The sequence below is a fragment of the Sphaerisporangium siamense genome (assembly GCF_014205275.1).
GTDB lineage: Bacteria > Actinomycetota > Actinomycetes > Streptosporangiales > Streptosporangiaceae > Sphaerisporangium > Sphaerisporangium siamense.
The window spans coordinates 6,578,715-6,602,849 of record NZ_JACHND010000001.1 but is presented as its reverse complement, the minus strand read 5'-3'; the positions used below and the strand labels follow the sequence as shown (position 1 = coordinate 6,602,849).

The 24,135-nt window shown below is 72.5% G+C and carries 23 protein-coding genes; 17 read left to right on the top strand and 6 right to left on the bottom strand.

The annotated features are described in order from the left end of the window. Window positions 1-82: 82 nt before the first annotated feature. From BJ982_RS30160 to BJ982_RS30150, 3 genes are read left to right on the top strand one after another with little or no spacing between them, the layout of a single operon-like run. Window positions 83-1,318, top strand: coding sequence for an ABC transporter substrate-binding protein (locus BJ982_RS30160; protein ID WP_184885626.1), 1,236 nt, complete (start codon window positions 83-85; stop codon window positions 1,316-1,318). A gap of 34 nt (window positions 1,319-1,352) precedes the next feature. Beyond that, complete coding sequence (locus BJ982_RS30155) at window positions 1,353-2,582, top strand: ABC transporter substrate-binding protein (RefSeq protein ID WP_184885624.1); 1,230 nt, start codon at window positions 1,353-1,355, stop codon at window positions 2,580-2,582. A 48-nt stretch (window positions 2,583-2,630) separates the two neighbouring features. Continuing rightward, the gene (locus BJ982_RS30150; protein ID WP_184885622.1) at window positions 2,631-4,223 is read left to right on the top strand and encodes an alpha/beta hydrolase; all 1,593 of its coding nucleotides are present in this window, start codon (window positions 2,631-2,633) and stop codon (window positions 4,221-4,223) included. A gap of 237 nt (window positions 4,224-4,460) precedes the next feature. Here BJ982_RS30150 and BJ982_RS30145 read toward each other — a convergent pair whose 3' ends face one another. Beyond that, complete coding sequence (locus tag BJ982_RS30145; protein ID WP_184885620.1) at window positions 4,461-7,700, bottom strand: GDSL-type esterase/lipase family protein; 3,240 nt, start codon at window positions 7,698-7,700, stop codon at window positions 4,461-4,463. A 329-nt stretch (window positions 7,701-8,029) separates the two neighbouring features. On the opposite strand from BJ982_RS30145, the gene BJ982_RS30140 reads away from it, so the two are divergent. After that, entirely contained in the window at window positions 8,030-8,962 is a 933-nt protein-coding gene (locus tag BJ982_RS30140; RefSeq protein WP_184885618.1) for a helix-turn-helix transcriptional regulator, read from the top strand. A 122-nt stretch (window positions 8,963-9,084) separates the two neighbouring features. Here BJ982_RS30140 and BJ982_RS30135 read toward each other — a convergent pair whose 3' ends face one another. The 5 genes from BJ982_RS30135 to BJ982_RS30115 all read right to left on the bottom strand — a co-directional run bounded on the left by BJ982_RS30135 (window position 9,085) and on the right by BJ982_RS30115 (window position 12,873). Next, a complete protein-coding gene (locus tag BJ982_RS30135) occupies window positions 9,085-9,795 on the bottom strand; it encodes an SDR family oxidoreductase (protein WP_184885616.1) in 711 nt (236 codons plus the stop codon). Between the two features lie 91 nt (window positions 9,796-9,886). Further along, window positions 9,887-10,819: a VOC family protein gene (locus BJ982_RS30130; protein WP_184885614.1), complete on the bottom strand. Its 933-nt coding sequence runs from the start codon at window positions 10,817-10,819 to the stop codon at window positions 9,887-9,889. Between the two features lie 59 nt (window positions 10,820-10,878). Then, window positions 10,879-11,328 carry a YybH family protein gene (locus BJ982_RS30125; protein WP_184885612.1) on the bottom strand — a complete coding sequence of 150 codons (450 nt, stop codon included), beginning with the start codon at window positions 11,326-11,328 and terminating at the stop codon, window positions 10,879-10,881. 73 nt (window positions 11,329-11,401) lie between these two features. Next, window positions 11,402-12,421, bottom strand: coding sequence for an MDR family NADP-dependent oxidoreductase (locus tag BJ982_RS30120; protein ID WP_184885610.1), 1,020 nt, complete (start codon window positions 12,419-12,421; stop codon window positions 11,402-11,404). Next, the gene (locus BJ982_RS30115; protein ID WP_184885608.1) at window positions 12,418-12,873 is read right to left on the bottom strand and encodes a DUF3598 family protein; all 456 of its coding nucleotides are present in this window, start codon (window positions 12,871-12,873) and stop codon (window positions 12,418-12,420) included. The genes BJ982_RS30120 and BJ982_RS30115 overlap by 4 nt, the downstream gene beginning before the upstream one ends. A gap of 138 nt (window positions 12,874-13,011) precedes the next feature. Here BJ982_RS30115 and BJ982_RS30110 point away from each other — a divergent pair, with 138 nt between their 5' ends. From BJ982_RS30110 to BJ982_RS30050, 13 genes are all read left to right on the top strand, one after another. Next, window positions 13,012-13,728, top strand: a complete 717-nt coding sequence (locus BJ982_RS30110) for a FadR/GntR family transcriptional regulator (RefSeq protein ID WP_184885606.1) — start codon at window positions 13,012-13,014, stop codon at window positions 13,726-13,728. Window positions 13,729-13,849: 121 nt separating this feature from the next. Further along, window positions 13,850-14,371 carry a MaoC family dehydratase gene (locus BJ982_RS30105; protein ID WP_184885604.1) on the top strand — a complete coding sequence of 174 codons (522 nt, stop codon included), beginning with the start codon at window positions 13,850-13,852 and terminating at the stop codon, window positions 14,369-14,371. Next, window positions 14,371-15,405 carry an LLM class flavin-dependent oxidoreductase gene (locus tag BJ982_RS30100; protein WP_184885602.1) on the top strand — a complete coding sequence of 345 codons (1,035 nt, stop codon included), beginning with the start codon at window positions 14,371-14,373 and terminating at the stop codon, window positions 15,403-15,405. Before BJ982_RS30105 ends, BJ982_RS30100 begins: the two co-directional genes overlap by 1 nt. Beyond that, the gene (locus tag BJ982_RS30095) at window positions 15,402-16,619 is read left to right on the top strand and encodes a CaiB/BaiF CoA transferase family protein (RefSeq protein WP_184885600.1); all 1,218 of its coding nucleotides are present in this window, start codon (window positions 15,402-15,404) and stop codon (window positions 16,617-16,619) included. The genes BJ982_RS30100 and BJ982_RS30095 overlap by 4 nt, the downstream gene beginning before the upstream one ends. After that, entirely contained in the window at window positions 16,616-18,013 is a 1,398-nt protein-coding gene (locus BJ982_RS30090) for an MmgE/PrpD family protein (protein ID WP_184885598.1), read from the top strand. Before BJ982_RS30095 ends, BJ982_RS30090 begins: the two co-directional genes overlap by 4 nt. Then, window positions 18,010-19,176, top strand: coding sequence for a RidA family protein (locus tag BJ982_RS30085; protein ID WP_184885596.1), 1,167 nt, complete (start codon window positions 18,010-18,012; stop codon window positions 19,174-19,176). The genes BJ982_RS30090 and BJ982_RS30085 overlap by 4 nt, the downstream gene beginning before the upstream one ends. Beyond that, complete coding sequence (locus tag BJ982_RS30080) at window positions 19,173-19,673, top strand: FAS1-like dehydratase domain-containing protein (protein WP_239123126.1); 501 nt, start codon at window positions 19,173-19,175, stop codon at window positions 19,671-19,673. Before BJ982_RS30085 ends, BJ982_RS30080 begins: the two co-directional genes overlap by 4 nt. Continuing rightward, window positions 19,670-20,116 carry a MaoC/PaaZ C-terminal domain-containing protein gene (locus BJ982_RS30075; RefSeq protein ID WP_239123123.1) on the top strand — a complete coding sequence of 149 codons (447 nt, stop codon included), beginning with the start codon at window positions 19,670-19,672 and terminating at the stop codon, window positions 20,114-20,116. Before BJ982_RS30080 ends, BJ982_RS30075 begins: the two co-directional genes overlap by 4 nt. After that, the gene (locus BJ982_RS30070) at window positions 20,113-21,261 is read left to right on the top strand and encodes an acetyl-CoA acetyltransferase (protein WP_184885594.1); all 1,149 of its coding nucleotides are present in this window, start codon (window positions 20,113-20,115) and stop codon (window positions 21,259-21,261) included. Before BJ982_RS30075 ends, BJ982_RS30070 begins: the two co-directional genes overlap by 4 nt. Then, window positions 21,258-21,674: a Zn-ribbon domain-containing OB-fold protein gene (locus tag BJ982_RS30065; RefSeq protein WP_221482397.1), complete on the top strand. Its 417-nt coding sequence runs from the start codon at window positions 21,258-21,260 to the stop codon at window positions 21,672-21,674. Before BJ982_RS30070 ends, BJ982_RS30065 begins: the two co-directional genes overlap by 4 nt. Window positions 21,675-21,678: 4 nt before the next feature. Further along, window positions 21,679-22,848, top strand: a complete 1,170-nt coding sequence (locus tag BJ982_RS30060; protein ID WP_184885591.1) for an acyl-CoA dehydrogenase family protein — start codon at window positions 21,679-21,681, stop codon at window positions 22,846-22,848. Beyond that, complete coding sequence (locus BJ982_RS30055) at window positions 22,845-23,672, top strand: HpcH/HpaI aldolase/citrate lyase family protein (protein ID WP_184885589.1); 828 nt, start codon at window positions 22,845-22,847, stop codon at window positions 23,670-23,672. The genes BJ982_RS30060 and BJ982_RS30055 overlap by 4 nt, the downstream gene beginning before the upstream one ends. Next, window positions 23,669-24,127, top strand: coding sequence for a DUF3598 family protein (locus BJ982_RS30050; RefSeq protein WP_184885586.1), 459 nt, complete (start codon window positions 23,669-23,671; stop codon window positions 24,125-24,127). Before BJ982_RS30055 ends, BJ982_RS30050 begins: the two co-directional genes overlap by 4 nt. Window positions 24,128-24,135 lie beyond the last annotated feature (8 nt).

The following is a 24,135-nucleotide window of genomic DNA, read 5'->3' as shown; positions in this document are numbered from 1 at the left end:
GGCCGAATTCCTAGGCTCCCCGTAACGCTGTTCCGCTCAGCGGAATTCGAAGTCTCGGGGTCAAGAGAACAGGAGGTGGCACGTGCGCGGACCAGGAATGCGATGGGTGGCGGCCGCGGCCGTCGGCGCACTGGTGCTCTCCGGATGCGCAGGCAAGGAGGAGCGCGCCGCCGAGTCGGGCCAGACGGGCGGCGGCTCGGGCTGGAACGCGGGTGCCGGCACTGTCAAGGTCGGGCTCATCAGCCCCATGACCGGCGCCTACTCGATCCTCGGGATCCTTCAGGAGAACTCGATCCGGGTGGAGATGGACCGGATCAACCAGGCGGGCGGTATCGGCGGGGCCAAGCTGGAGCTGGTCATCCGCGACTCCGCGCTCGACCCCGGCAAGGCCGTGCAGGCGGCCAACGAGATGGTAGGCGACAGCCAGGTCAAGATGGTGGTCGGCCCCTCGCTGTCGGCGTTCTACAACGCCTCCAAGGGCATCTACGAGCAGAATCGCATGCTCAACTGCCAGCCGGGCGTCGGCACCGGCGACTTCAGTGTCCTGAAGTACGGCTTCCGCTCGCAGGACCCCAACGACATCGGGGTCGACAAGATGATGCAGTACCTCAAGAGCAAGGACATCAAGTCGGTCGGGCTCGTCTACGAGGCCGACGACACCGGCAAGGCGATGGACGGGTACCTCAAGGAGTACGCGCCCAAGTACGGCATCACCTACATGGGTTACCAGCAGACCCGCCCCGACGACCAGTCGCACCGGCCCTACATCGACAAGCTCAAGGACGCGGGGGCCATCATGGTCTCCAGCAACGCCAGCGGCGCCAAGACCATGGCCGCGGCCGACGAGGCCAAGTACAAGGGCCTGATGGCCGGCACCTCCGGCCTGCAGAACGTCAGCTTCCTCGACGCGGCCCAGGACCTCGCGATCGGCGCGGTCTTCGCCGCGGGCAACCTGCAGTTCAACATCCGCGACCGCGCCACGTGGAAGGCCGGCTACCGCACCCACGTCGAGGCCATCGAGAAGCGCTTCGGGCTGGTCGAGGGGCCGAAGTCGGGCGCGAAGATGCCGAAGGGCACGGCCATCGCCGCCGACTGCGTCACCGCGTTCGCGAAGGCCGCCGAGACCGCCAAGTCGCTCGACCCCGACAAGCTCGCCCAGGCCGTGGCGGGGCTGAACATCCCCGACACCGAGACGCCGTCCGGCAACGCGATCAAGCCGGCGGACCACGAGTTCTACCACGTGGACGACATCCACATCTACCGCTGGGACAAGGACGCGAACGGCTGGTTCATCACCGACGTCACCTCGAAGTCCTGATCACGTCCTGATCTTCGCCCCCGAAAGGTTCCCCATGGCCTTCACCACCGGTCGCAAGCTGACCGCGCTCCTCGGCGCGGCGTTGTCGCTCACCGCCTGCGCGGGCAAGGAAGAGCGCGCCGGAGTCGCCCAGAACACCTCCGGCGGCGGCTGGAGCGCCGGCCGCCCGGTGGTGAAGGTCGGCCTCATCGGCCCCATGACCGGCCCGTTCGCCGTCGCGGGCGTCTCGCTGGAGAACTCGCTCAAGGTGGAGGTCGACAGGATCAACGCCAAGGGCGGCCTCGGCGGGGCCAAGCTCGAACTCGTCGTCCGCGACTCCGGGCTCGACCCGGCCAAGGCCGTGCAGGCCGCGAACGAGTTCACCGGCGACGACTCCATGGGGCTGGTGGTGGGGCCCGCCCTGTCGGCGTTCTACAACGCGGCCAAGGGCACGTTCGAGTCCGGCAGGAAGGTCAACTGCCAGCCCATGGTCGCCACCGGCGACTTCGGCGCGCTCAAGTACGGCTTCCGCGCCCAGGACCCCGTCAGCCTCGACGTCGCCAAGATGATCGCCCACGTCAAGGCCGAGGGCGTGAACTCCATCGGCGTCGTCTACGAGGGGGACGACGCGGGCAAGGGCACGGCCGACGAGGTCAAGGCGCAGGCGGAGGCCGCCGGGCTGGCCTGGAAGGGCTTCGAGGCCACCCGGCCCGACGACCAGTCGCACCGGGCGTACATCGACAAGCTCAAGGACGCCGGGGCGATCTGGATCTCCAACTCCTCCAGCGGCGCCAAGACCATGGCCGCCGCCAGCGAGGCCGGCTACAAGGGCCTCATCGTCGGCGGCTCCGGAGCCCGCAACATCTCGTTCGTCGAGGCGGCCGGCGACGCCGCCGACGGCGCGCTCTTCAGCGCCACCTACTACCCCTATCCGAGCCGCGACGCCCGCGACACCTGGAAGCCCGGCTACCGGCGGCACATCGAGGAGACCGAGAAGCGCTTCGGCAAGAACGCCGGCCCCAAGACCGGCGCCGAGTCGCCCAAGGCCGCCGAGATCGCCGCCGACTGCGTGCTCGCCTACACCAAGGCCGCCGAGCAGGCCCGCTCCCTCGACCCCGACGCGGTCGCGGCGGCGCTCGACAAGCTGGAGATCTCCGACCAGGAGACCCCGTCCGGCAACTCCATCTCCCCCGAGAAGCACGAGTTCTTCGGCATGGACGACATCCACGTCTACGAGTGGAAGAAGGACGACAAGGGCTGGACCACCGTCGAGGCCGGCAAGTGACACGGCGGCTGTGGTGAGTGAGGCGATCCAGGGATGGAGCGGCACTTCGTGACGGCGGGTGGGCTACAGGTCCACTACGCGAGGGCCGGGCGGGGCGCGCCGATCGTGCTGCTGCACGCCTCGCCCGGCGACCACCGTCCCCTACGCGGCCTCGCCGGGGAGTTGGCCCGCCGGTTCACGGTGTACGCGCTCGACACGCCCGGCCACGGCGGCTCCGACCGGCTCCCCGTCGCCGACCCGGACATGACCGACTACGCCGCCGCGCTCGGGCGTACGCTCGACGCGCTCGGCCTGGACCGCGTCCACCTCTACGGCACGCACACCGGCGCCAAGATCGCGCTCACGTTCGCCGTCGGACACCCCGGCCGGGTCGCCTCCCTCGTGCTGGACGGCCTCGGCGTCTCGACGCCCGAGGAGCGGGCCGACCAGCTCGCCAACTACCTGCCGCCGGTCCGCCCGCGCGGCGACGGCGCCCACCTGGTTTCGGCCTGGCACCAGGTGCGCAACATGTACCTGTACTGGCCGTGGTACCGCGAGGAGCCCGCCGCCCGGCTGCCCGCCGCCGCGATGCCGTCCCCCGAGCGGCTGCACGAGGTGACGACCGGCCTGCTCGAAGCCGGCGACGCGTACCCGCTGGCCTACCGGGCCGCGTTCATCTGCGACCCGGTTCCCCTGCTCGCACGGCTCACCGTCCCGACCCTGATTCTGGCCTCACCCGACGACCCCCTGCACGCCCACCTGTCCAGGATCCCCACCACCCGGTCCCGCACCGAGCCCTCCGGCGGCGACCCCGCGCGTCTGGCGGTCCTGGTCGGCGAGCACGCGGCCGTGCGCTCCGGGGGGATGACCGAGCCGCCGGGGTCGCCCGCGCCGTCCGTCACCGGCACGCCGGCCCGGCGCTACGTCCCGGCGCGGACCGGCGCGTCGCTGGTCAGGTGGGCCGCGCCGCCGTCCGGGGCCAGACCGCTGGTGGTCCTGCCCCCGGCCCCCGCCTCCGGGCGGGCCGTGCGGAGGCTGCTGGAGGGGGCCGCCGCGAGCCGCCCGGTCGTCGCCGTCGACCTGCCGGGCACCGGCGACTCCGAGCCGCGCCATCCCTTCACCACGGATCTGGACGAGCTGGCCGGGGCGGTCGTGGACGTCCTCGACGGGCTCGGTCTAAACACGGTGGACCTGTACGGTGGCGGCGCGGGCGCCGTGATCGCCGCCGCCGTGGCCGCCCGGCACCCGGACCGCGTCCACGCGCTGGCGCTCGCCGCGCCCCCGGACCCCCGCGTCGTGACCCCGGACCTCGCGGCGCGGCGCACTCCCGGCCTCGTGCCGGACGACCACGGCGTCCACCTGCTGCGCGCCTGGCACCTGGTCCGCGACGGCGCCCTGCGCGCGGCCGCCCGCGTCTTCGACCCGGACGACCTGCACATGAGGGTCCTCGACATCGTCAAGGCGTGGCCCTGCTACGGGACCGCCTTCCGGGCAGCGCTCGGCGGCCCGTGGCCCGCCGAGCTCCGGACCCCGGTCGTCGTCGCCGATCCGCCCGGAGACCCGTTCCTGGCCTCCGGCGAGACCGCCTCGCCGCCGTTCCACCACGATGGCAGGGGCGGCGCTGCCAGACTCCTCGCCGCGTTGGACGAGCTCACTGTGTGAGGAGCCGGTCGGCGCGGGGTGGACCGGTGCGGGAGATGCGGGCCGGCGTTGCCTGACGGGCGTCGTGGTCTGGCCCTGGCGTTCGGGGCATGCCCGGCACGGCCGCGTGGGCCGGCTGCCCGGACGACCCCCGGTCGCTCCGAGATCGCCGGTCTGGGGCGCGAGGCGAGCCGACGAGAGCGCCGCCTGGTCACCGGGGGGGACCAGGCGGCGCCGCGGGGCAACCGCGGGTCGGGCCTACGGGTGGAAGGTGCCGAAGTAGTTCGCCGGGAGCTTGTTCAGCCAGGCGTGGGTCACGCCGGTCCAGCCGATCCGCAGGAAGTCGGCCTTGCCGTCGCCGTCCACGTCGGCGAACTGGACGTCCTTGGGGGGCACGTCGGCGTCACCGGCGATCCTGCCGATGTCGCGATAAGCGCCGCCCGCCCCCGTGGCCCCGTCGTTGATCCAGGCGCGGGCGCCACCCTTGGCCGTGATCAGGATCCGGTCGGCCCGCTTGTCGCCGTTGATGTCGGCGTAGCGGATCTCCCGGGGGTTGGCCAGAGCGCCGCCGATCTTCGCCGGAGGGGCCCAGTCCAGCCACTTGCGGCCGTCCTTGGTCTGGAAATCGCGGTTGTACCAGGCGGTCGTCGTGCCGTCCGGCTTGATCAGCAGGTAGTCGTCCCGGCCGCCCCCGGTGACGTCGGCGAACCGGATCTTCGTGCTCGGATCGGTGTACAGGATCTCACCGCGTGACCCCTCGTCGAAGACGCTGGCCTCGCCGCCGTATTTGTTCATGCACATGCGGGAACCGGAGGGGTTGTCGGCCTTCCAAGTGGAGACCTCCACCGTGCCGGTGAGCCAGACCACCATGCAGTCGGGGAACCCGTCACCATCGACGTCACCGAAACGCAGCATGTTGCCTACCGCCCCGGCCTTGGGTTTGTAGGAGTTCTGTCCTTCGACGAAGGGGGTCCAGTCCTTGCCGGAGGGTCCGCTGTTCCACCAGAACCGGAAGTTCTGGTCCTTGTCCACCGCGACGAACTCGGCCTTGCGGTCCTTGTTGATGTCGACCATCCAGAAGCGCGAGGAGGAAGGGTACTGCCGGGCCTGGATGACGCCGCGGTCCTCCCAGCCCTGCCCCAGCTTGTTCGGGTCGCTTCCCCCGGTCCCTATGCCGTCGCCGTCGTCCCGCATCCCGCAGGGATCGGACCCCGCGTCCGGCGCCTGCGGGCGCGCCCTGCGGAGCCATCCTCGATCGTTGGCCTGACCCGCCGCCTTCACGAACGCCGCGGCGATCTTGTCGTATCCCCCGTCGGTGGGGTGAATGCCATCATGGCCGATATCGGACAGGGTCAGCGCGGTCGTGTCGGCGTACACCACGCGCAGGCCACGCCCCACGAGCCGGTCCACCATCGCGGGGATCTGCGCGGTGAACGCCTGCCCCCGCGCGTTCCTGCCGGGATCGTCGGCCGGATCACGGAAGGGCTGCATGCCGGCCACCAGGACGGCCACCCCCGGATCATCGAAGGCGACCTGCTCGATCAGGGACTCCAGCCGCCCGATCGCGCCGTCCAGCTGGTATTTCTGCATGACGTCGTTGCCGCCGGCGATGAGGGTGATCAGGTTGGGCTGGTAGGTCTTGACGGCGCATGTCGCCTTGTTGGCGATTTCGTGGATCCGGAGCCCCCGCCAGCCCTCGACCTCCCGGTCGGCCATCTTCCCCACCCGTACGGAACCGACCCAGTCCACGCGCGGGGTGTCGTCGACGGCACTCGCGGCCCTCTTGCCGGCGAGCGAGGATCCGCCGGACCGGCCGGTTTTCTCCGCGTTGCGGTCGGCCAGCTGGCTGAATCCCTGGTCGGCGCTGTCGCGGTAGCCATTGCCGTCCGAGCTGCCCTCGCCATAGGTGCTGGACGACCCCAGCCCCATCGGGCGCAGGGTATCCGCGGTCTCCTCGGTTTCGGTGCCGGAGTCCGTGGTTATCCAGCCGGCCAGGAACGCGTCGACGATGCCGTCGACGAAGGCGGATGCCATCTTCCGCTGACCGGTCTCATTGGGGTACAGGCCGTCGTCGGACAGGTCGTCGGTGGACAGGTGGCTCATCAGCACCAGCGAGACGTGCTCGCCCGCCGCCCGCCGCTGGGCCACCACCTCCGGGACACGCTGGTTGAACTCCTCGATCCGGGCCTGGATGGCGGGGTGGGCGGCCGGGGGCAGGGTGGCCACCAGGACCGTGGCGTCGGGGGCGTCCTCGATGATCTGGTCGATCAGACGCCCCAGCCGGCCGGGCGCCCCGGCCGCGTCGACGTCATGCGCCACGTCCTCGGTGCCGGCCAGCAAGGTCACCACGTTCGGCCGCAACTGGGCGACCGTGTCGTCCACCCGCTCGGCGATCTGGTCGATCTCGTGCTCCGGGTATCCCTCGTGGTCGGGGTCGGGCATGTCACCGTCGCGCTGCGTGCCCACCATGTCCAGCGACGGCGCGAGCCGGACCATTTCGTCGTCCGCCGCGGCCACCGCCGCGCTCATCTGACGGCCGCGCGAGCGCTGTACGTGTATGTAGTTGTATTTCTCCATCTCCTCGTACAGGGGCCGCCGGTAGTTGTAGAAGACACTGCCGTTCCCGCCCCGGGTCATCGCGTCACCCGTCGGCATCAGGTCGATCCGCGTCTGGGTTTGCTGGGAGCGGAACGGCCCGATCCCGACCGCGTAGTGGTCGGGGGACGCGCCGTTGAACCGCTGAGCCCGTTGCTGGGCGAAGGTGCCGTTGTCGCCGATGAAGTAGTCGTACTCCTCGCCGTTCTGGTGAGTGGCCAGGCCGGTGGTGAAGCGCCGCACCTGTCCTCTCGGGTAGTTGACCCTGGTCTGCAGCACGTCGGGGTCGGTGTTGAAGTCACCGCCCATCACGAAGTGCTCTCCCGCGTTCGTGGCCGTCGCCGCCACGTCCCGCACCATGGACGCGGCGTCGGCGCCCCCGCCTGAGAGGGCGTGGAAGGTGTAGTACCAGGTGTTCCCGAACCGTACGCCCAGGGTCGGCCGGGCGTCAGGGGCGGCATGGAAGTTGCGCAGCACCTGGACCTCTTCGGCCTGATGGCGGGTGACGATCGCGAGGTTGACCCGCCCGCCCTCCCATCTGCCGTTCATCGGGTCTGTTTGGAGGAAGTAGACGTGGTACACGTTCGGGTCATTGCGGTCGCTGTCGAGCTGCCAGGTGTGATGCTGCACATAGCCCGCCCGGCCCGGACGCTGCGGGTCCCATTCGATGTTCTCCACGAAATCGCTGTTACCCGGCGGGGTGGGACCGGCCTCCTGCAGCAGCACCACAGCGCTGGACCGCGCGTAATCCCTGACCGTTGTCGTCCATTTGGCGCCGGCGTTCCTCTGATCCGAGCCCTGCATGTTGTTGGAGATGATCGGTGTCTGTGACAACGGCGCGGCCTGCGCGGCCGGAATGGCCGGATCGGTGACGATCACCGTCGCGGTGAGTGCGGTGAACATCACCACTACGAGAAGCGCCCACCCCCGGCGACGTAAGCGCGCCGGTGAATCGGGGGAACGGCCGCGTAATCCCGGCACGATATATGACGATTTTCTCAAGGAACCCTCCGAAACTCGGTGTTTCTAATTCCGCTGCGGTGACACAAAGGTTCTGAAAGAAGATGGACTTGGCGGTCGATAGAAGGTGGCCGTTCTCGGTGCAGACGTCGATCGTGCGGGGGACGCCGTCCGCACCATGGAACGGCGGACGGCCATGGCGGGGGAGTCCTTGTCGTGAGGGGTACCGGCAGGGCCCTCCACGCGCCGCACGGTTCGCCTAGCCTGTCCCCATGGACAACCGGGACGCGGTCAGCGCGTTTCTCCGTTCCCGACGCGACAGGATCACTCCCGAGCAGGCGGGGCTGGCGAGCTACGGTCAGCGGCGGGTGCCCGGACTGCGCAGGGGGGAGGTCGCCACGCTCGCCGGGGTGAGCGTCGAGTACTACACGCGCCTGGAGCGCGGCGATCTCAAGGGAGTGTCCGACAGCGTGCTGGACGCCCTCGCCCGAGCACTGCGGCTCGACGACACCGAGCGCATGTACCTGTACGACCTCGCCCGCGCCGCGGGACCGGCGCCCGGCGCGCGGGCGCGGCAGCGGGAGGTGCGGCCGGCGGTGCGGCCGAGCGTGACGCGGATCGTCGAAGGCATACCGGAGCTGCCGGCTTACGTGATGAACAACCGTCTCGACGTGCTGGCCGCGAACCCGCTGGGCCGGGCCCTGTACTCGGACATGTACGCCGACCCGGCCTGTGGCGCGAACGTCGCCCGGTTCGCGTTCCTCAACCCCGTGGCCAGGCGCTTCTACACCGACTGGGAACGCATGGCCCGCTTCGCCGTGGGCGCGCTACGCGTCGAGGCGGGCAGGGACTCCTCCGATCCGGAACTGTCCAACCTGATCGGTGAACTGTGCACCCGCAGCGACGCCTTCCGCGTGCTGTGGGGATCCCACGACGTGCAGGCTTTCCGCCAGACCATCAAACGCCTGACCCATCCGCTCGTCGGCGGCCTGGAACTCGACCAGGAGCCCATGCGCCTGCCGGATGAGAGCGGCCTGAGCGTGGTCGTCTACAGCGCGCCACCTGGAACCACCACCGAGGACGGGCTGAGGCTCCTCGCCAGCTGGTCCGCCACGATCGGACAGCAGGACTCGGAGTCCGCGAGCCCACGGCACCTGGGGGACCGCGGCGGCGAAGCCTTCCTGGACGGCCCTTCTACCGGCTGAGCACAAGGCGGTTCGGCCGTGGAGGATGTCAAGCGCGACGGCGGGAGGCCGTCCCCCTCGACACCGGGGTGGGCGGTGACGCGCCGGCCGACGGCCCGAACCGGAAGGAGGGTCGGTGACGCTCACCGGAGTGGGAGCTGACCCAGGTCCAGCCGGGTGACCACGGCGGGGCCCTCCAGGGCGAGCAGGTTCCGGACCAGGTCGCCGACCACCGTGGCGGGGAGTCGTGTGACGTCGCGGCGGGTGGACAGTTCGCTTTCGACCATGGCCGCGACCACCAGGTCGGTGACCTTCACCAGGTGGCCGGCGAGTTCGGCGCGCAGCGTGTCGGAGAGGCCGAGCAGGCCGAACTTCGAGGCCGAGTAGGCGGCTCCGGTGGGGTAGCCGCGCAGGCCCGCGCCGGAGTTCACGTTGACGATCTGGCCGCGTTTGCCCGCGACGGGCTCCTGCGCGGTCATCAGGCGGGCGGCGGCGCGGGCGCAGAGGAACGCGCCGGTGAGGTTGGCCTCGATGGTCTCCCGCCACGCGTCCTCGGACAACTCCAGGACCTCGCCCTTGCGGAACACCCCGGCGTTGTTGACGAGCACGTCGAGCCGGCCGTGCTCGGCGGCGACGTCGCCGATGACGGCGTCCACGCGCTCGGCCACGGTGACGTCGAGGGCGACGGCGGTCGCGGCGCCGCCGCGGGCGCGGATCGCCTCGGCCGTCTCCGCGACCCGGGCGAGCCGCCGTCCGGCGCACACCACCGTGTACCCGGCCGCCGCCAGGGAGTCGGCGACGGCCTGCCCGATCCCGCTGCCCGCGCCGGTCACCAGTGCGACTCCGCCGCTCATCCGCGCCTCCCCGGCATGCCCGCGACCCGCGTCACCAGCACCGATGTGCCCGTGATCCGCCTTACCGGCACCGGTATGCCCGCGGCCCGTCTCACCCGCACTGGTAGAACTCCAGGACCTCGCCGTCCGGGCCGAAGAACGTCCGGACGCGGGCCGGCCCGTACGGCGGCAGGTCCAGCTCGACGGGCTCGCAGACCGGCTCGCCGCCGAGCTTCGTCACCAGCGCCGACGTGGCGTCCAGGTCGTCGGTCTCCATGGACACCGACAGGATCCCGAGGCGGGGTGGTACGGCGCGGTCCCGCTGGTCACGTCCGGGGAATCCGACGTACTGCGCGATCTCCACGCGGCCGGTGAGGGTGTCGCCGGGCATGTACAGGTTGATGTTGTGCAGCCCCGTCTCCGGCGGGAGCCGGAAGAAGGACTCCATCCTCTCGATCAGCTTCTCGTACAGCTCGGCGTATCCCAGCCCCTGGTAGAAGGCCGCGGACGCGCGGGCGTCGCTCACGTGCATCGCGACCGTCTGCAGCTCGCTCGGCCGCCCGTCGTAGCCGGCCAGGAGCGAGGCCTCGCCGGGTTCCAGCTCGAAGACGTCGAGGATCACCCCGTCGGGGTCGTAGGACAGCGAGTCCCACGCCGACAGGTCCGGCATCACCGTCCAGTGGGTCGGCTCGGACTTGGACCGGCCGCCCGCGCCGCGCAGCCGGGCGATCGCCGTGCGGATCTCGGGCACCCGGATGTTGAGCGCGTAGTGCCCGTAGTCCTGGGCGCGGGAGTAGTCGCCCCAGTAGGGCTCGCCGGGGGCGTCGAAGCCGACCAGGCGCAGCAGCCCGGTGGTCGCGCCCTCCGGTCCCATCACGACCGCGCGCCCGGTGAGGCCGGGCGGCATCTGCCAGGCGCGCTCGGCCGCGGGGCCGCCGACCGTCCCCTCGCCGAGGCGGACGTATCCGAACGTGTCCGCGTAGAAGGCGCAGGACCGCTCCAGGTCCGCGACGGCCACCGTCGCCACGCGAAGCTCGCTGATCAAAGGACGTTCCTTTCGTGGTGCCGGAACCGCGGTGCCGTGCGCGGCCGGGGTCGCGCCGGTCACGCGAGCGGGGTGGCGCCTTCGGGCCACCAGTCGCCCGCGCCGTAGGGGTCCGCCAGCGGCTGGGAGCCGTGCTCGTGGACGATGCGCCAGCGGCCCTCCTCGCGGCGCACGAGCCAGGTCATGCGCATGCGCAGCCGCCCGGCCTTGCCGTCGCCCATGATGTCGTAGTCGACGACGCCGACGACCTGGGCCAGCGTGTCGCTCTCCCAGGTGAACGGGCCCTCGACCCAGCGGAACCCGTTGATGCGGATCGACGTCTTGAAGTAGGCCTCCCACCCGGCCTTGATCCGGTCGCCGCCGTGGGTGGTCCAGCGCGGTCCCTCGACGAAGACGTACGCGTCGTCGGCGGGGGAGAAGGTCTCCAGCACGCCGTCCAGCCGCCGTTCGACGACGGCGGTGAGCATCGCCTCCGCGGTGCCGAGCGGTGTGGTCGTGGGCACGGTCATGGGCACGCCCTTCCGTGTATTCCACATTGTGGAACAGTGTTTCGCTAAAATTAATCGTCTGATGTATAGAGGGTCAAGGGCGGCGGCGCCGCCGCGGCGCGGGTTCCGGCGCGACGTGGACGATGGACTTGCCCACGTTGGCGCCGGTCATCAGGCGGCGGAAGGCCGCGGGCGCGGAGGTCAGCCCCTCGTGCGCGTCCTCCAGAAGGCGCAGGCGTCCCTCGGCGACGAGCCGTCCCACCCGTTCGGCGAATCGCGGCGCGAGGTCCTGGTGGTCGTAGACGACCAGGCCGTGCACGGTGGCGCGGGCCCGCATCACCGCCCCGGCGGGCAGCACGGTGTGCCCGGTCTCGTTGGCGTGGTCGGGCAGGCCGCACAGCACGACCCGGCCGCCCGGCGCGAGCCGGTCCAGCACGCCTTCGAGCACCGCGCCGCCCGCCATGTGCAGGTAGCCGTCCACGCCGTCCGGGCAGGCGTCGGCCAGCGCCTCGGTCCAGTCCGGGGCGTGCCGGTCGACGGCCGCCGCGTAGCCGAGTCGCTCGACCGCCACCCGGCACTTGTCCGGCCCCCCGGCGATCGCCACCGTGCGGGCGCCCGCCAGCGCCGCGAGCTGCCCGGCCGTGCCGCCGACCGCGCCGGCCGCCGCGGACACCACGACGGTGTCGCCGGGCTCGGGGCGCAGCAGCCGGGTGACGGCGGCGTAGGCGGTGAGCCCGGGCATGCCGAGCGCGCCGAGCGCCGCGGTGCGCGGCACACCGGGCGGCACTTCCACCGGGCGCAGCGAGGAGGCCGGCACCGCGGCGTACTCCTGCCACCCGGTCTCGGCCAGCACCCACGCGCCGGTGTCCACGACCTGGGCCACGGCCCGGCCCGGCACCAGATCGCCCGGCGCCACGGGGGCGTGGCCGAGGTCGCGCCCGGTCAGCGTGCCCCGTACGTACGGGTCGAGGGACAGGTGGACGGTGCGGACCAGGACCTCGCCGGGTCCGGGCGCCGGAATGGCCGTCTTCTCGGCACGGAAGTCGTCCTCTTCGGGCACGCCGCGCGGGCGCCGGGCCAGGACGATCCTGGTGTGCGTGGCCGGGGGCGTCATCCGACCCTGGTCTCCTGGATCAGGGTGCGGCGCACGCAGACGCCGTGCTCCAGCCACTGCCAGGTGCGGCTGCGGCTCGCGCCGTCGTCGCTCAGCACGATCATCTCGAAGAGCCGTTGGTCGGCGGAGGGGTCGGAGGCCTTGAAGCGCCAGGTGAGGAACATGGCGTTCTCGTCCAGCGCCCAGGTGACGCCCTTGATCCGCTCGGTGTCGAAGTACAGGCGGCCGTGGCCGTCGTAGACGCCGGGGAAGGTGTACTCCTCCGACCGGCCGTCCTCCCAGCGGTAGCGGTTGACCTGCACGTACCTGTCCGGGTCCTCGGGCGAGAGCAGGCAGCTCAGGTGGGAGGCGTGACGGTCGACGACGTTCCCGTCGGCGTCCACGTGGGTGTAGGTGCCCTCCCACTCGCCCTCGTGCTTGGCGAGCAGCGGAAGCCCTTCGCGGATGGCCATGCGTGACTCTCTTTCTCCGGCGCGCGCCGTCCTGGACGGGTTCCGGCGCGGGAGGTTTCAGGCTGGCACACTGAAACGCCGTTTCGCTAGAGGGAACATGAGACCCCATGGGCGCCTGCCGCGAGCTAGGCTGTCGCCGTGTCCACCGACCGTGTTGCGGCGCCCGCCTATCAGGACCTGGCCGATCGGCTGCGCGAGCAGATCCTCGCCGGCGACCTCAAGCCGGGCGATCGCCTTCCCGTGGAACCCGACCTGTGCACGATGTACGGCGTGAGCCGGAGCACCGTGCGCGAGGCGCTGCGGGTGCTGTCCAGCGAACGGCTGCTCGTCACCCGCCGCGGCGTCGCGGGCGGCAGCTTCGTCACCCGCCCCGAACCCGAGCACATCAGCAGCTACCTGCAGTCCAGCCTGGCGCTGTTCCGCGACGCCGGCTCGGTCGCCAACCTGCTGGAGGTCCGCGTCCTGCTGGAGGTGCCCACCGCCGGGCTGGCCGCCGTCCGCCGCACGCCCGAGCAGCTTGAGGCGCTCCGGGGGGCGCTCTTCGACCCCCGCGCGATCGAGCGCGAGCGCCTCTACGCCGCCAACCGCCGCTTCCACAAGGCGCTGCTGGAGGCGGCGAACAACCCTCTGCTCGACGCGGTGACGGCGCCGGTGTTCGGCGTGCTGGAGAACGACTTCGTCAGGGACGACGTGGCCGACGGCTTCTGGGATCGGGTCGACAAGGACCACCGGGAGATCCTCGCGTACGTCGAGGCCGGGGACTCCCATGGCGCCGAGCGCGCCCAGCGGGAGCACCTGGAGCATCTGCGCAGCGTGTACCGGCGGATCGGCAAGGAGCGCCCGGCCGGCGGCTGACATCCAGGAGAGGGTCAAGGAAATGGAACGCCGTTATGCACAGCGGAACAAACCCTTGACCCTCAAATAGTCTGACGTTTAGGCTCGGACCCCGAGACGACAGGGCCGAGTGAGGGGCGTCATGGATGTCAAGCCGGGCTGGCAAGGCAGGTTCTTCGAGGATTTCGAGGTAGGCGACGTCTACCGGCATCCCCTCGGAAGGACGGTGTCGGAGGCGGACAACACCTGGTTCACGCTCCTGACGATGAACACGAACCAGATGCACTTCAACGCGCAGTACGCGGAGCGCTCGGAGTTCGGCCGTCCCATCGTCGTGTCCACCTTCACGGTGGCGATCGCGGTCGGGCAGAGCGTCACCGACCTCACCCAGAACGCGTTCGCCAACCTCGGCTGGGACGACATCCGCATGACCCACCCGGTGTTCGCCGGCGACACGCTGTGGAGCGAGTCCATCGTTCTCGACAAGCGCGAGTCGGCCAGCCGGCCGCACGCGGGCATCGTCACCGTCCGCACCCGCACCCTCAACCAGGACGGCAAGGAGGTCTGCTCCTTCAAACGGACCTTCTACGTCTACCGCTGCGGGGCCGAGCAGATCGAAGGCGTGTTCCCCGAGGGCGAGCGCCCCCTCACGGTGGAGGACTGATGCGCGTCACCTACGGCCCGTGGGGGGAGACCCTCGCGGAACTGACGGAGGCGGCGCGCGCGGCCGAGCGGGCGGGTGCCGAGGTGGTCTGGGTCCCCGAGATGCACCGCAGCGCGATCGTGCAGGCCGCGGCCCTGTCCGGCGCCACCGAGACCGCCGGGATCGGCACCGCCATCGCGCTCGCCTTCACCCGCAGCCCCATGGTGACCGCCCTGGAGGCGCTCGACGTCGACGAGATGTCCGGCGGCCGGTTCATCCTCGGGCTCGGCACCGGCGTGCAGCGCCTCAACGAGGACTGGCACAACGTGACCTGGGGCAAGCCCGTCGCCCGGCTGCGCGAGACCGTCCGCGACATCCGCCACTTCTGGGCGAACTGCGCGACCGGCGAGCCGATGGTCCTGGACGGCGAGCACGCGCCGATGCGCGTCCGCGGCTACCGGCGGCCGTTCCCGGTCGCCCGCACCCGGATCCCCGTCTACCTGGCCGCGGTCGGGCCCGCCATGACCCGGCTGGCCGCCGAGATCGGCGACGGCTGGATCTCGCACGAGTTGTGCTCCCCGTCCTACCTCGCCGGCCGGATCCTGCCCGAGGTGGACGCCGGGCTCGCCAAGGCCCCCGGAAAGAAACGCGAGGACCTCGACCTGGTCGTCTCCGCATGCTGCTCGGTCGACCCCGACCCGGCCGCCGCGCGGCGCCGCGCCGCGGGCCTGGTCGGCTTCTACGCCAGCGTGCGCAGCTACGCCGACTTCTTCACCTTCCACGGCTTCGCCACCGAGCAGGCCGCCGTGGTCGAGGCGTTCCGCTCCGGCCGCGGCGCCGACCACCTCGGCGACGTCGTGCCCGACCGCATGGTCGAGGCGGTCACGCTCGCCGGCGCCCCCGACGAGGTGCGCGCCCGGCTCGCCGCCTACGAGGGCCTGGCCGACACCGTCAAGCTGACGCCGCCGACGCACGGCCTGCCCGCCGAGGAGACCCGGGCCGCCCAGAAGGCCGTCATCCAGCTCATCGCCGAGATCACAGGAGGGCGGGCGTGAGACCGCTTGAGGACGTCCGTATCGTCGCCGTCGAGCAGTACGGCGCCGGTCCGTTCGGCAGCGTGCACCTGGCCGACCTCGGGGCCGAGGTCATCAAGATCGAGGACCCGCGCGTGGGCGGCGACGTCGGCCGGTACGTGCCGCCGTACGCCGAGGGCGAGGACTCGCTGTTCTTCGAGGCGTTCAACCGCAACAAGCGCAGCCTCTCGCTGGACCTGTCGAGCCGCGAGGGCCGCGCCGTCTTCGAGGACCTCGTCCGGGTCAGCGACGTCGTCTACAGCAACCTGCGCGGCGACGTGCCCGCCAAGATCGGCATCACCTACGACGACCTGAAACACCTCAACCCGGCCATCGTGTGCTGCTCGCTCACCGGGTTCGGCATGACCGGCCCGCGGCGCAAGGAGCCCGGCTACGACTACGTCCTGCAGGGCCTGGCCGGGTGGATGCACGTCACCGGCGAACCCGAGGGCCCGCCTGCCAAGTCCGGCCTGTCGATGGTCGACTACTCCGGCGGCCTGGTCGCGGCGATCTCGCTGCTCGCCGGCCTGCACGCGGCCCGCAGGGACGGCGTCGGCATGGACTGCGACGTCAGCCTCTACGACACCGCGATCGGCCTGCTGACCTACCCGGCCGCCTGGCACCTCAACGAGGGCTTCGTCCCCGAGCGCACCCGCCACTCCGCGCACCCCTCCCTGGTGCCGTTCCAGGCGTTCGAGGCCAAGGACGGCTGGCTCGTCGTCGGCTGCGCCAAGGAGAAGTTCTGGCAGCGGCTCGCCGTGGTCGTCGGCCACCCCGAATGGGCGCGGGACGCGCGGTTCGCCACCTTCGCCGACCGCCGCCGCAACAAGGATGTCCTGCTGCCCCTGCTGGAGGACATCTTCCGCCGCCGCACGGTCGCCGAGTGGCTGGAGCCGCTCTACGCCGCCTCCATCCCGTGCGGCCCGATCAACGACGTCGCCACCGCGCTGACCGACGACCACACCGCCGCCCGCGGCCTGCTCGTGGAGACCGAGCACCCGCGCTGGGGCACCGTGCGCCAGGTCGCCTCCCCGGTCCGGGTCGGCACGCACCGCGCCGAGCACCGGCGCGCCCCCGCGCGCAACGAGGACTTCGGCCACGTCGTGCGCGACCTGCTCGGATACGACGACGGGAAGGTAGCCGCGCTGGCCGAGGCGGGCGCCTTCGGGCCGCCCGCCCGCGAAGAGGCGTCGTGACCGCCGCCCGTACGCTCGCCGCGTGGGCGCTCGGCCCGGGCCCCGCCGCCGCGCCCGAACAGGCGCGGCGCGCGGCCTGCCGCCACCTGCTCGACGGGCTCGGCACGGCCATCGCCGCCGGCCGCGCCGGGATCGCCGCTCCCGCCGTCACCGTGGCGCGGGGACTCGGCGGCCCGCCCGAGGCCACGCTGCCCGGCACCGGCGCGCGCGGCTCGGCCGTGGCGGCGGCGCTGGCCACCGGCACGCTGGTGCACGCCCTCGACTTCGACGACACCCACGCCGGAGGGCTCGTCCACGCCACCGCGGTCGTGCTGCCCGCCGCGCTCGCGGTCGGCGAGCAGACCGGGGCCTCCGGCGCCGAGGTGCTCGCCGCGGCCGTGGCGGGCTACGAGACGGTGTGCCGGATCGCCGCCGCCGCGCCGCACGCCTTCCACGCCCGCGGGCTGCACGCGACGATGAGCTGCGGCGTCATGGCGGCCGCGATCGTGGCCGCCCGGCTGATGCGGCTCGACGCCGACCAGGCGGTGAACGCGCTCGGCGTCGCGGGCAGCCAGGCGGGCGGGCTGCTCGAATTCCTCACCACCGGCGCCTCCACCAAGCAGCTCCACCCCGGGCTCGCCTCCGCCTCCGGCATCCTCGCCGCCCGGTTGGCCGCCGCGGGGGCCAGCGGGCCCGACACCGTCCTGGAAGGGCCGCACGGTCTGTACAAAGCGCTGGCCGGGCGGGAGGTGGACGCCGCCGCGGTCACCGAGGGGCTGGGGGAGAGGTGGGAGACCACCCGGATCACCGTCAAGCCCTACCCGGCCTGCCAGCTCATGCACGTCACCCTGGACGCGGTCGCGCAGGCCGTGCGCGGGCGGGACGTGCGCGCGTCCGAGGTCGCCGAGGTGGTCGCGGACGTGCACCCCGACAGCGCGGCCATCGTGTGCGAGCCCGCCGAGCGCAAGATCCGCCCGCGCACCCCGTACGACGCCAAGTTCTCCCTGCCGTGGAGCGTGGCGGCGCTGCTGATCGACGGCGAGGTCACGCTCGCCACCTACGCGCCCGAGTCCATCGCCCGCCCGGAGGTCGCCGAGCTCGCCGCCCGCGTGCGCACGGTCATCACCCCGTCCGGCGACGTCGCCGCCGACGCGCCCGGCCATGTCCGCGTGCGGCTCGCCGGCGGGCGCGTCCTGGAGGGCCGGGTGCCGCGCAGCGTCGGCGGGCCCGGCCGCCCGCTCGGCGACGCCGAGCTGGACGCCAAGTTCACCGCGAACGCGGCGGGCGCGCCCGAGGCGGCCGAGGCGGCCGAGCTGGCGCGCCGGGTGCGCGGCCTCGCCGCCGAGCCCGGCCTTTCCACCATCGCCGCACTCGCCGACCGGCTCGCCCGGCCGGCGCCGGAGGAACCGACATGACCCTGCACGCCATCCGTCCGAGCCGTTTCCCCTGGTTCCGCTACGACGGCTACTCCTTCTCGCTCGGCCTGACCCACGGCGGCGACGCCTGGCTGTCCGGGCACTCGGCGAGCGAGTACGACGCCGAGTCCGGGCGCATCGTCGTGCGCGGCGGCATGACCGGCCAGACCCGCACGGCGTACGCCAAGATCGAGGCGATCCTCGGCGCGGCCGGGCTGACCTTCGCCGACGTCACCCGCGTCACCGAGAACGTCACGGTCGCGGGCATCGACTCCTACGCCGAGGCCGCGGTCGTGCGCGAGGAGATCTTCGCCGGGCACCGCCCGGCCGTGAGCACGGTGGTCGTGGACCGTCTGCTGCGCCCGGCGGCGCTCATCGAGATCGAGGTGCACGCCGGCAAGGGCGGGCCCGTCGCATCCTCGCCCGGCGGCGTGGCCGAGGCCCCGGACGGCACGGTCTTCCTGCCCACGGTGCTGCCGGTCGACGAGCGGGGCGAGGTGGTGTGCGAAGGCGACCTGACCGGCCAGTACGCCTACTGCCTGGACCGCGCCGACCGCCTGCTGCGCGGCGCGGGACTGTCCCTGGACGCCGCCGTCACCACCTACGACCACACCACTCCCGCCACGCGGGACGTCTACCGCCGCACGCACGAGGTCCGCAAGGAGCGGCTCGGCGGCGCCGGCGTCTACCCCGGCGCGGGCGGCATCCTGATGAGCCGCCTGCACCGCCCGGGCGTGCTCGTCGCGCTGGACGTCACCGCCTCCCGCCACCCCCTCGAAGCGGTCAACCCCGGCTGGTCCCGCTACGACACCCTCACCTACACCCCCGGCGTCAAGTCAGGCGGCATGCTGTGGATGAGCGGGTTCGCGGCCCTGGACATGGACACCCAGCGGGCCGTCCACCCCGGCGACGTGGTGGCGCAGGCCGAGGTCACCTACGAGGCGATCCTGCGGGTCCTGGAGGCCGCGGGCGCCGGCCCCGAACACCTGATCTCCACGATCGAGTTCGTGTGCCCCGAGGGGTTGCGGGACTACCGCGGCGTCGCCGAGGTGCGCAAACGCCTGCTCCGCGAGCCGTGGCCCGCCTCCACCGGCGCGATCTGCGCGGGGCTGCTGCGCCCGGAGTTCCTCATCGAGGTCTTCCCCGCGGCGGTGCTCCCGTGAGCCTGCTCACCGACGAGATCCGCGCGATGGTCGGGCGCGAGGTCTCCTACACCGCGCCCGAGGAGCTCGGCAGGGCGTCCATCCGGTACTTCGCGCGCGCCGTCGGCGACGACAACCCGCTCTACACCGACGACGCCTACGCCCGCGCCCACGGATACGACGGCGTCATCGCCCCGCCCACCCTGATCTGCGAGACCAACCAGTACGCCGACCTGCCGGCCGACGCCGACGGCTACGCCGGGCACGACTGGCACATCGACATCCCCGGCGCCCGCAAGGTGCGCGGCGGCAACACCTACACCTTCCACCGGCCCGTCCGCCCGGACGACGTCGTCACCGCGACCTGGCGCCTGGCCGACGTCACCGAGCGCCGCACCTCCGGCGGCCAGGAGATGCTCGTCGTCACCTCGGTCGCCACCTACACCGACCAGCGCGGCGGGCCGCTCGTCACCAACGAGGAGACCATCATCTTCGTCGCGATCAAGGAGGAGCCGTGACAGGGCCGGCGCGAGAGCCCCTGATCGAGGTCGGTGCGGAGGTCGCCCCGCTGGAACGCGCCATCGGCCTGCGCGACATGATCGCCTACGCGGGCGCCACCTGGGACTGGCACCGGCTGCACTACGACTACGAGTATCTGCAGGCCAAGCGGCTGCCCGCCCCGGTGGTGGACGGCCAGATCTTCGGCGCGCTGCTCGCCGAGCAGCTCCAGGACTGGCTCGGCCCCCGCGCCTTCGTGCGCCGCCTGCACTTCCGGTTCAAGAACCTCGTCTTCGCGGGCGACACCGTCCGCTGCACCGGGCGCGTCGTCGCCGTCGAGGGCGACCTGATCCGCGTCGAGCAGCGCGTCATGATCGTCGACGGTGACGAGCCGGAACGCGTCGCCGTGGCGCCCGCTGGGGCCGAGATCCTGCTGCGCCGCGCCCCGGAGGGGACGCCGTGAGCACGCGGGTCGCCATCGCCGGCGCGGCCGAGAGCGATCTCGGCGTCACCGGCAGATCCATCCTGGGGTTGCAGGCCCAGGCCATCGGCCGGGCCCTGGAGGACGCCGGGCTCACCCTCGCCGACGTCGACGGCCTGGCCACGGCCGGGGTGTCCCGCTTCTCGGCGACCCAGGTCGCCGACTACCTCGGCCTGCGCCCCTCCTGGACCGACTCCACCTTCGCCGGCGGCTCGGCGTTCGAGATGTACGTCGCCCGCGCCGCCCAGGCCATCGAGGCCGGCCAGTGCTCGACCGTCGTCATCTCCTACGGCTCCAACCAGCGGTCGGCCCGCTCCCGGTCGCTGGCCGGCGTGGTCGAGGCGCACACGCCCGAGGCGCAGTTCGAGACCCCCTACGGCCCGCTCTACCCCATCTCCTACTACGCGATGGCCGCCCAGCGGTACCTGCACCGCTATGGCGGGACGCGCGAGAAGCTCGCCGAGGTCGCCGTCGCCGCCCGCGCGTGGGCGCTGCTCAACCCGGCCGCCTACCGGTACGGGGCGGGCCCGCTGAGCGTGGACGATGTGCTCGGCGCGCCCATGGTGTCCACCCCGCTGACCACGGCCGACTGCTGCCTGGTCACCGACGGCGGCGGCGCGGTCGTGCTCACCTCGCTCGACCGGGCCCGCGACCTGCGCAGACCCCCGGTCCGGGTGCTCGGGTACGGCGAGCGCGCCACCAACACCTCGATGACCGCCGTCGACGACCTCACCGTCACCGGGGCCGTGGAGTCCGGGCGCGACGCCTTCGCCCGCGCCGGGCTCACCCCCGCCGACGTGGACGTCGCCCAGGTCTACGACTCCTTCACCATCACCGTCGTGCTCACGCTGGAGGCGCTCGGGTTCTGCGGCCGCGGCGAGGCGCTCGACTGGATCGCCGGCGGGCGCATCCGGCCCGGCGGCGCCTTCCCGCTGGACACCTCCGGCGGCGGCCTTTCCTACTGCCACCCCGGCCAGTACGGCGTGCTGCTGCTGGTCGAGGCCGTCCGGCAGCTCCGCGGGGAGTGCGGCGACCGGCAGGTGCCCGGCGCGCGCGTGGCCCTCGCCCACGGCACGGGCGGCATCCTGTCCACCCACGCCACGGTGCTGCTGGGGGTGGACCGATGAGCCCCGGGGCAGGAACGGAGTACGAGGCGCCCGAGCCCGACGAGGTGACCGCGCCCTGGTGGGAGGCCACCCGGCGGCGCGTCCTGCTCGTCCAGCGCTGCGCGGCCTGCGGGCACGCCCAGCACCCGCCGCGCGCCCTGTGCACGGCGTGCGGGTCACTGCGCGACCTCGGCTGGTCGGAGGCGTCCGGCGACGGCGAGGTGGACGCCTGCACGGTCGTCGAACGGGCGATGCCCGGCTTCCAGCCCCCCTACGTCGTGGCCCGCGTGCGCCTCGCCGAGGGCGTGCTGCTGCTCAGCAACGTGGTCACCGAGCGTCCGCACGACGTGGGCGTCGGCGACGCGCTCCGCCTCGACTGGCGGCCGCTGCCCGACGGGCGCGCGCTGCCGGTCTTCGTCCCTTCCGAGAGGTGACCCTGTGGACTTCGACCTGAACGACGACCAGCGCGAGTTCCGCGCGCTGCTGCGCGAGTTCGTCGACAAGGAGATCGTGCCCGTCGCGCGCGACTGGGAGCACTCCGGCCGGTACCCCTCCGAGATCGTGGCCGGCTTCCGCTCGCTCGGCCTGTTCGGCCTCACCGTGCCCGAGGAGTACGGCGGCCTCGACCTGGACCCGGTGTCCTTCGCCCTGGTCTTCGAGGAGATCTCGCGCGGCTGGATGGGCGTCGCCGGGATCCTCGGCAGCCACTCCCTGGCCTGCCGGATGATCGCCACGCACGGCACCGAGGACCAGAAGCGGCGCTACCTGCCGGGCCTGGCCACCGGCGAGCGGCGCACCGGCATCGGCCTCACCGAACCCGACGCGGGCACCGACCTCCAGGGCATCCGCACGGTCGCGCGCCGCGACGGCGACCACTACGTGGTGACCGGCACCAAGACCTGGATCACCAACGCCCGGCACGCCGACCCGCTGCCGGTGCTGGTCAAGACCGACAAGGACGCCAGGCCCGCGCACCGCGGGATGAGCGTCCTGCTCGTGGACGCCGACACCCCGGGGTTCACGGTGACCAAGGACATCCCCAAGCTCGGCTACAAGGGCACCGAGTCGTGCGAGGTCGTGCTGGACGGCGCCCGCGTCCCGGCCGCGAACCTGCTCGGCGGCGTCGAGGGCCGCGGCATGCAGCAGGCGCTGTCCGCGCTGGAATGGGGCCGGGTCAACATCGCGGCCCGCTCCGTCGGCATCGCCCAGCGCGCCTACGACGAGGCCCTCGCCTACGCCAAGCAGCGCAAGGCGTTCGGCAGGGCCATCGCCGACTTCCAGGCCGTCCAGCTCCAGCTCGCCTCGCTGGCGACGACTTTGCAGGCCGCCCGCCTGATGGCGTACTGGGCCGCCGACCGGGTGCGGCAGGGCCGGGCCGACGCCCAGACGGGCATGGCCAAGATCTTCTGCTCGGAGGTCGCGCTCCAGGCCGCCATCGACGCGCTCAAGGTGCACGGCGGGTACGGGTACTCGACCGAGTACGAGGTGGAGCGGCTCTACCGCGACGCGGTGCTGATGAGCATCGGTGAGGGCACCAACGACGTGCTGCGCACCGTCGTCGCCAAGTCCCTGACCCGCGGCGACGCGAAGGTGGGGTGGGGCGGATGACCGCGCGCTCCTACCTGTACGTCCCCGGCGACGCCCCCGGCAAGCTGGGCAAGGCGCTCGGCAGGGGAGCCGACGCCCTGATCGTCGACCTGGAGGACGCCGTCCCCGCGGCCGGCAAGGACGCGGCGCGGGCCGCGGTGCGCGGCTGGCTGGAGACGGCGGACCCCGGTCCCGTGGAGATCTGGATCCGCGTCAACGCCGGGGAGACGCGCGAGGCCGACGTGCGCGCCGTGGCCGGGTCGCCGAAGGTCGCCGGCCTCGTCCTGGCGAAGGTCGAGACGGCCGGGGAGCTCACCGGGGTCGACGCCCTGCTGACCGGGATCGGCGCCGGGGACCTGCCGGTGGTGCCGCTGCTGGAGTCGGCCGCCGCCGTGCTGCGCGCACAGGAGATCGCGGCGGCGCCCCGGGTGGCGCGCATCCAGGTCGGCGAGGCCGACCTGCGGGCCGACACCGGCATCACCCCCGGCGACGACGAGCGGGAACTGCTCTGGGTGCGCTCGCAGGTGGTCCTCGCCTCTGCCGCCGCCGGTATCGACCCGCCGGTCGCCCCCGTCTCCACCGACTTCCGCGACCTGGACGCGCTGCGCGCCTCGACGCGCGCGCTGGCGCGGCTCGGCTACGTCGGCCGCGCCTGCATCCACCCGGCGCAGATCGCGGTGGTCAACGAGGTGTTCACCCCCGCCGAGGACGAGGTCAGGTGGGCCACGGACATCGTGACCCGCTTCGAGGCGGCGGGCTCGGGCGTGCTGCTCGACGCCGCCGGGCGCATGGTGGACGAGGCGGTCGTGCGCCAGGCGCGGCGCGTCCTCGCGAGGGCGTCATGAGCGGTACGCGCGGACTACGGGAGCGGCTGGCGTCGGTGGCCGGGGTCTGGGAAGGCTCCTACACCCACCTCACCCCGGCCGGCGCCGTCCTGGAGACCTACCGCTCCCGGCAGGAGACCCGCCTCGACGGCGACCGGTGGTACGAGCGGATCATCTACCTGCGCGACGGCGCGGCCCCTGAGGTGCTCGACTTCCGCGCCCGATTCGAGGGCGACGACCTGGTCTTCGACGCGGCCGAATTCGAGGGCGGCGCCCGGCTCGTGGACGGGCGCTTCCTGCTGTTCCCCTACCGCTGGTCCGCCGAGCCGGGCGTCGAGGTCGTCGAGCTGGTCACCTTCTCCGGTGACGACTACAAGTCCCGGCTGTGGAAACGGCTCCGCGACGGCCGCCTGGAACAGGTCACCGTCATCGAGGAACACCGCGTGCCCGGCGAGGAACCCGAGATATGGCACTGATCACCAGG

What these genes read in the sequence shown, in the direction of transcription:
- BJ982_RS30085 (WP_184885596.1), top strand. Translation starts at nt 18,010, where the DNA reads ATGACCCTGCACGCCATCCGTCCGAGCCGTTTCCCCTGGTTCCGCTAC.
- BJ982_RS30100 (WP_184885602.1), top strand. Translation starts at nt 14,371, where the DNA reads ATGCGCGTCACCTACGGCCCGTGGGGGGAGACCCTCGCGGAACTGACG.
- BJ982_RS30105 (WP_184885604.1), top strand. Translation starts at nt 13,850, where the DNA reads ATGGATGTCAAGCCGGGCTGGCAAGGCAGGTTCTTCGAGGATTTCGAG.
- BJ982_RS30115 (WP_184885608.1), bottom strand. Translation starts at nt 12,873, where the DNA reads ATGGCCATCCGCGAAGGGCTTCCGCTGCTCGCCAAGCACGAGGGCGAG.
- BJ982_RS30140 (WP_184885618.1), top strand. Translation starts at nt 8,030, where the DNA reads ATGGACAACCGGGACGCGGTCAGCGCGTTTCTCCGTTCCCGACGCGAC.
- BJ982_RS30050 (WP_184885586.1), top strand. Translation starts at nt 23,669, where the DNA reads ATGAGCGGTACGCGCGGACTACGGGAGCGGCTGGCGTCGGTGGCCGGG.
- BJ982_RS30145 (WP_184885620.1), bottom strand. Translation starts at nt 7,700, where the DNA reads ATGTTCACCGCACTCACCGCGACGGTGATCGTCACCGATCCGGCCATT.
- BJ982_RS30125 (WP_184885612.1), bottom strand. Translation starts at nt 11,328, where the DNA reads ATGACCGTGCCCACGACCACACCGCTCGGCACCGCGGAGGCGATGCTC.
- BJ982_RS30135 (WP_184885616.1), bottom strand. Translation starts at nt 9,795, where the DNA reads ATGAGCGGCGGAGTCGCACTGGTGACCGGCGCGGGCAGCGGGATCGGG.
- BJ982_RS30065 (WP_221482397.1), top strand. Translation starts at nt 21,258, where the DNA reads ATGAGCCCCGGGGCAGGAACGGAGTACGAGGCGCCCGAGCCCGACGAG.
- BJ982_RS30055 (WP_184885589.1), top strand. Translation starts at nt 22,845, where the DNA reads ATGACCGCGCGCTCCTACCTGTACGTCCCCGGCGACGCCCCCGGCAAG.
- BJ982_RS30155 (WP_184885624.1), top strand. Translation starts at nt 1,353, where the DNA reads ATGGCCTTCACCACCGGTCGCAAGCTGACCGCGCTCCTCGGCGCGGCG.
- BJ982_RS30120 (WP_184885610.1), bottom strand. Translation starts at nt 12,421, where the DNA reads ATGACGCCCCCGGCCACGCACACCAGGATCGTCCTGGCCCGGCGCCCG.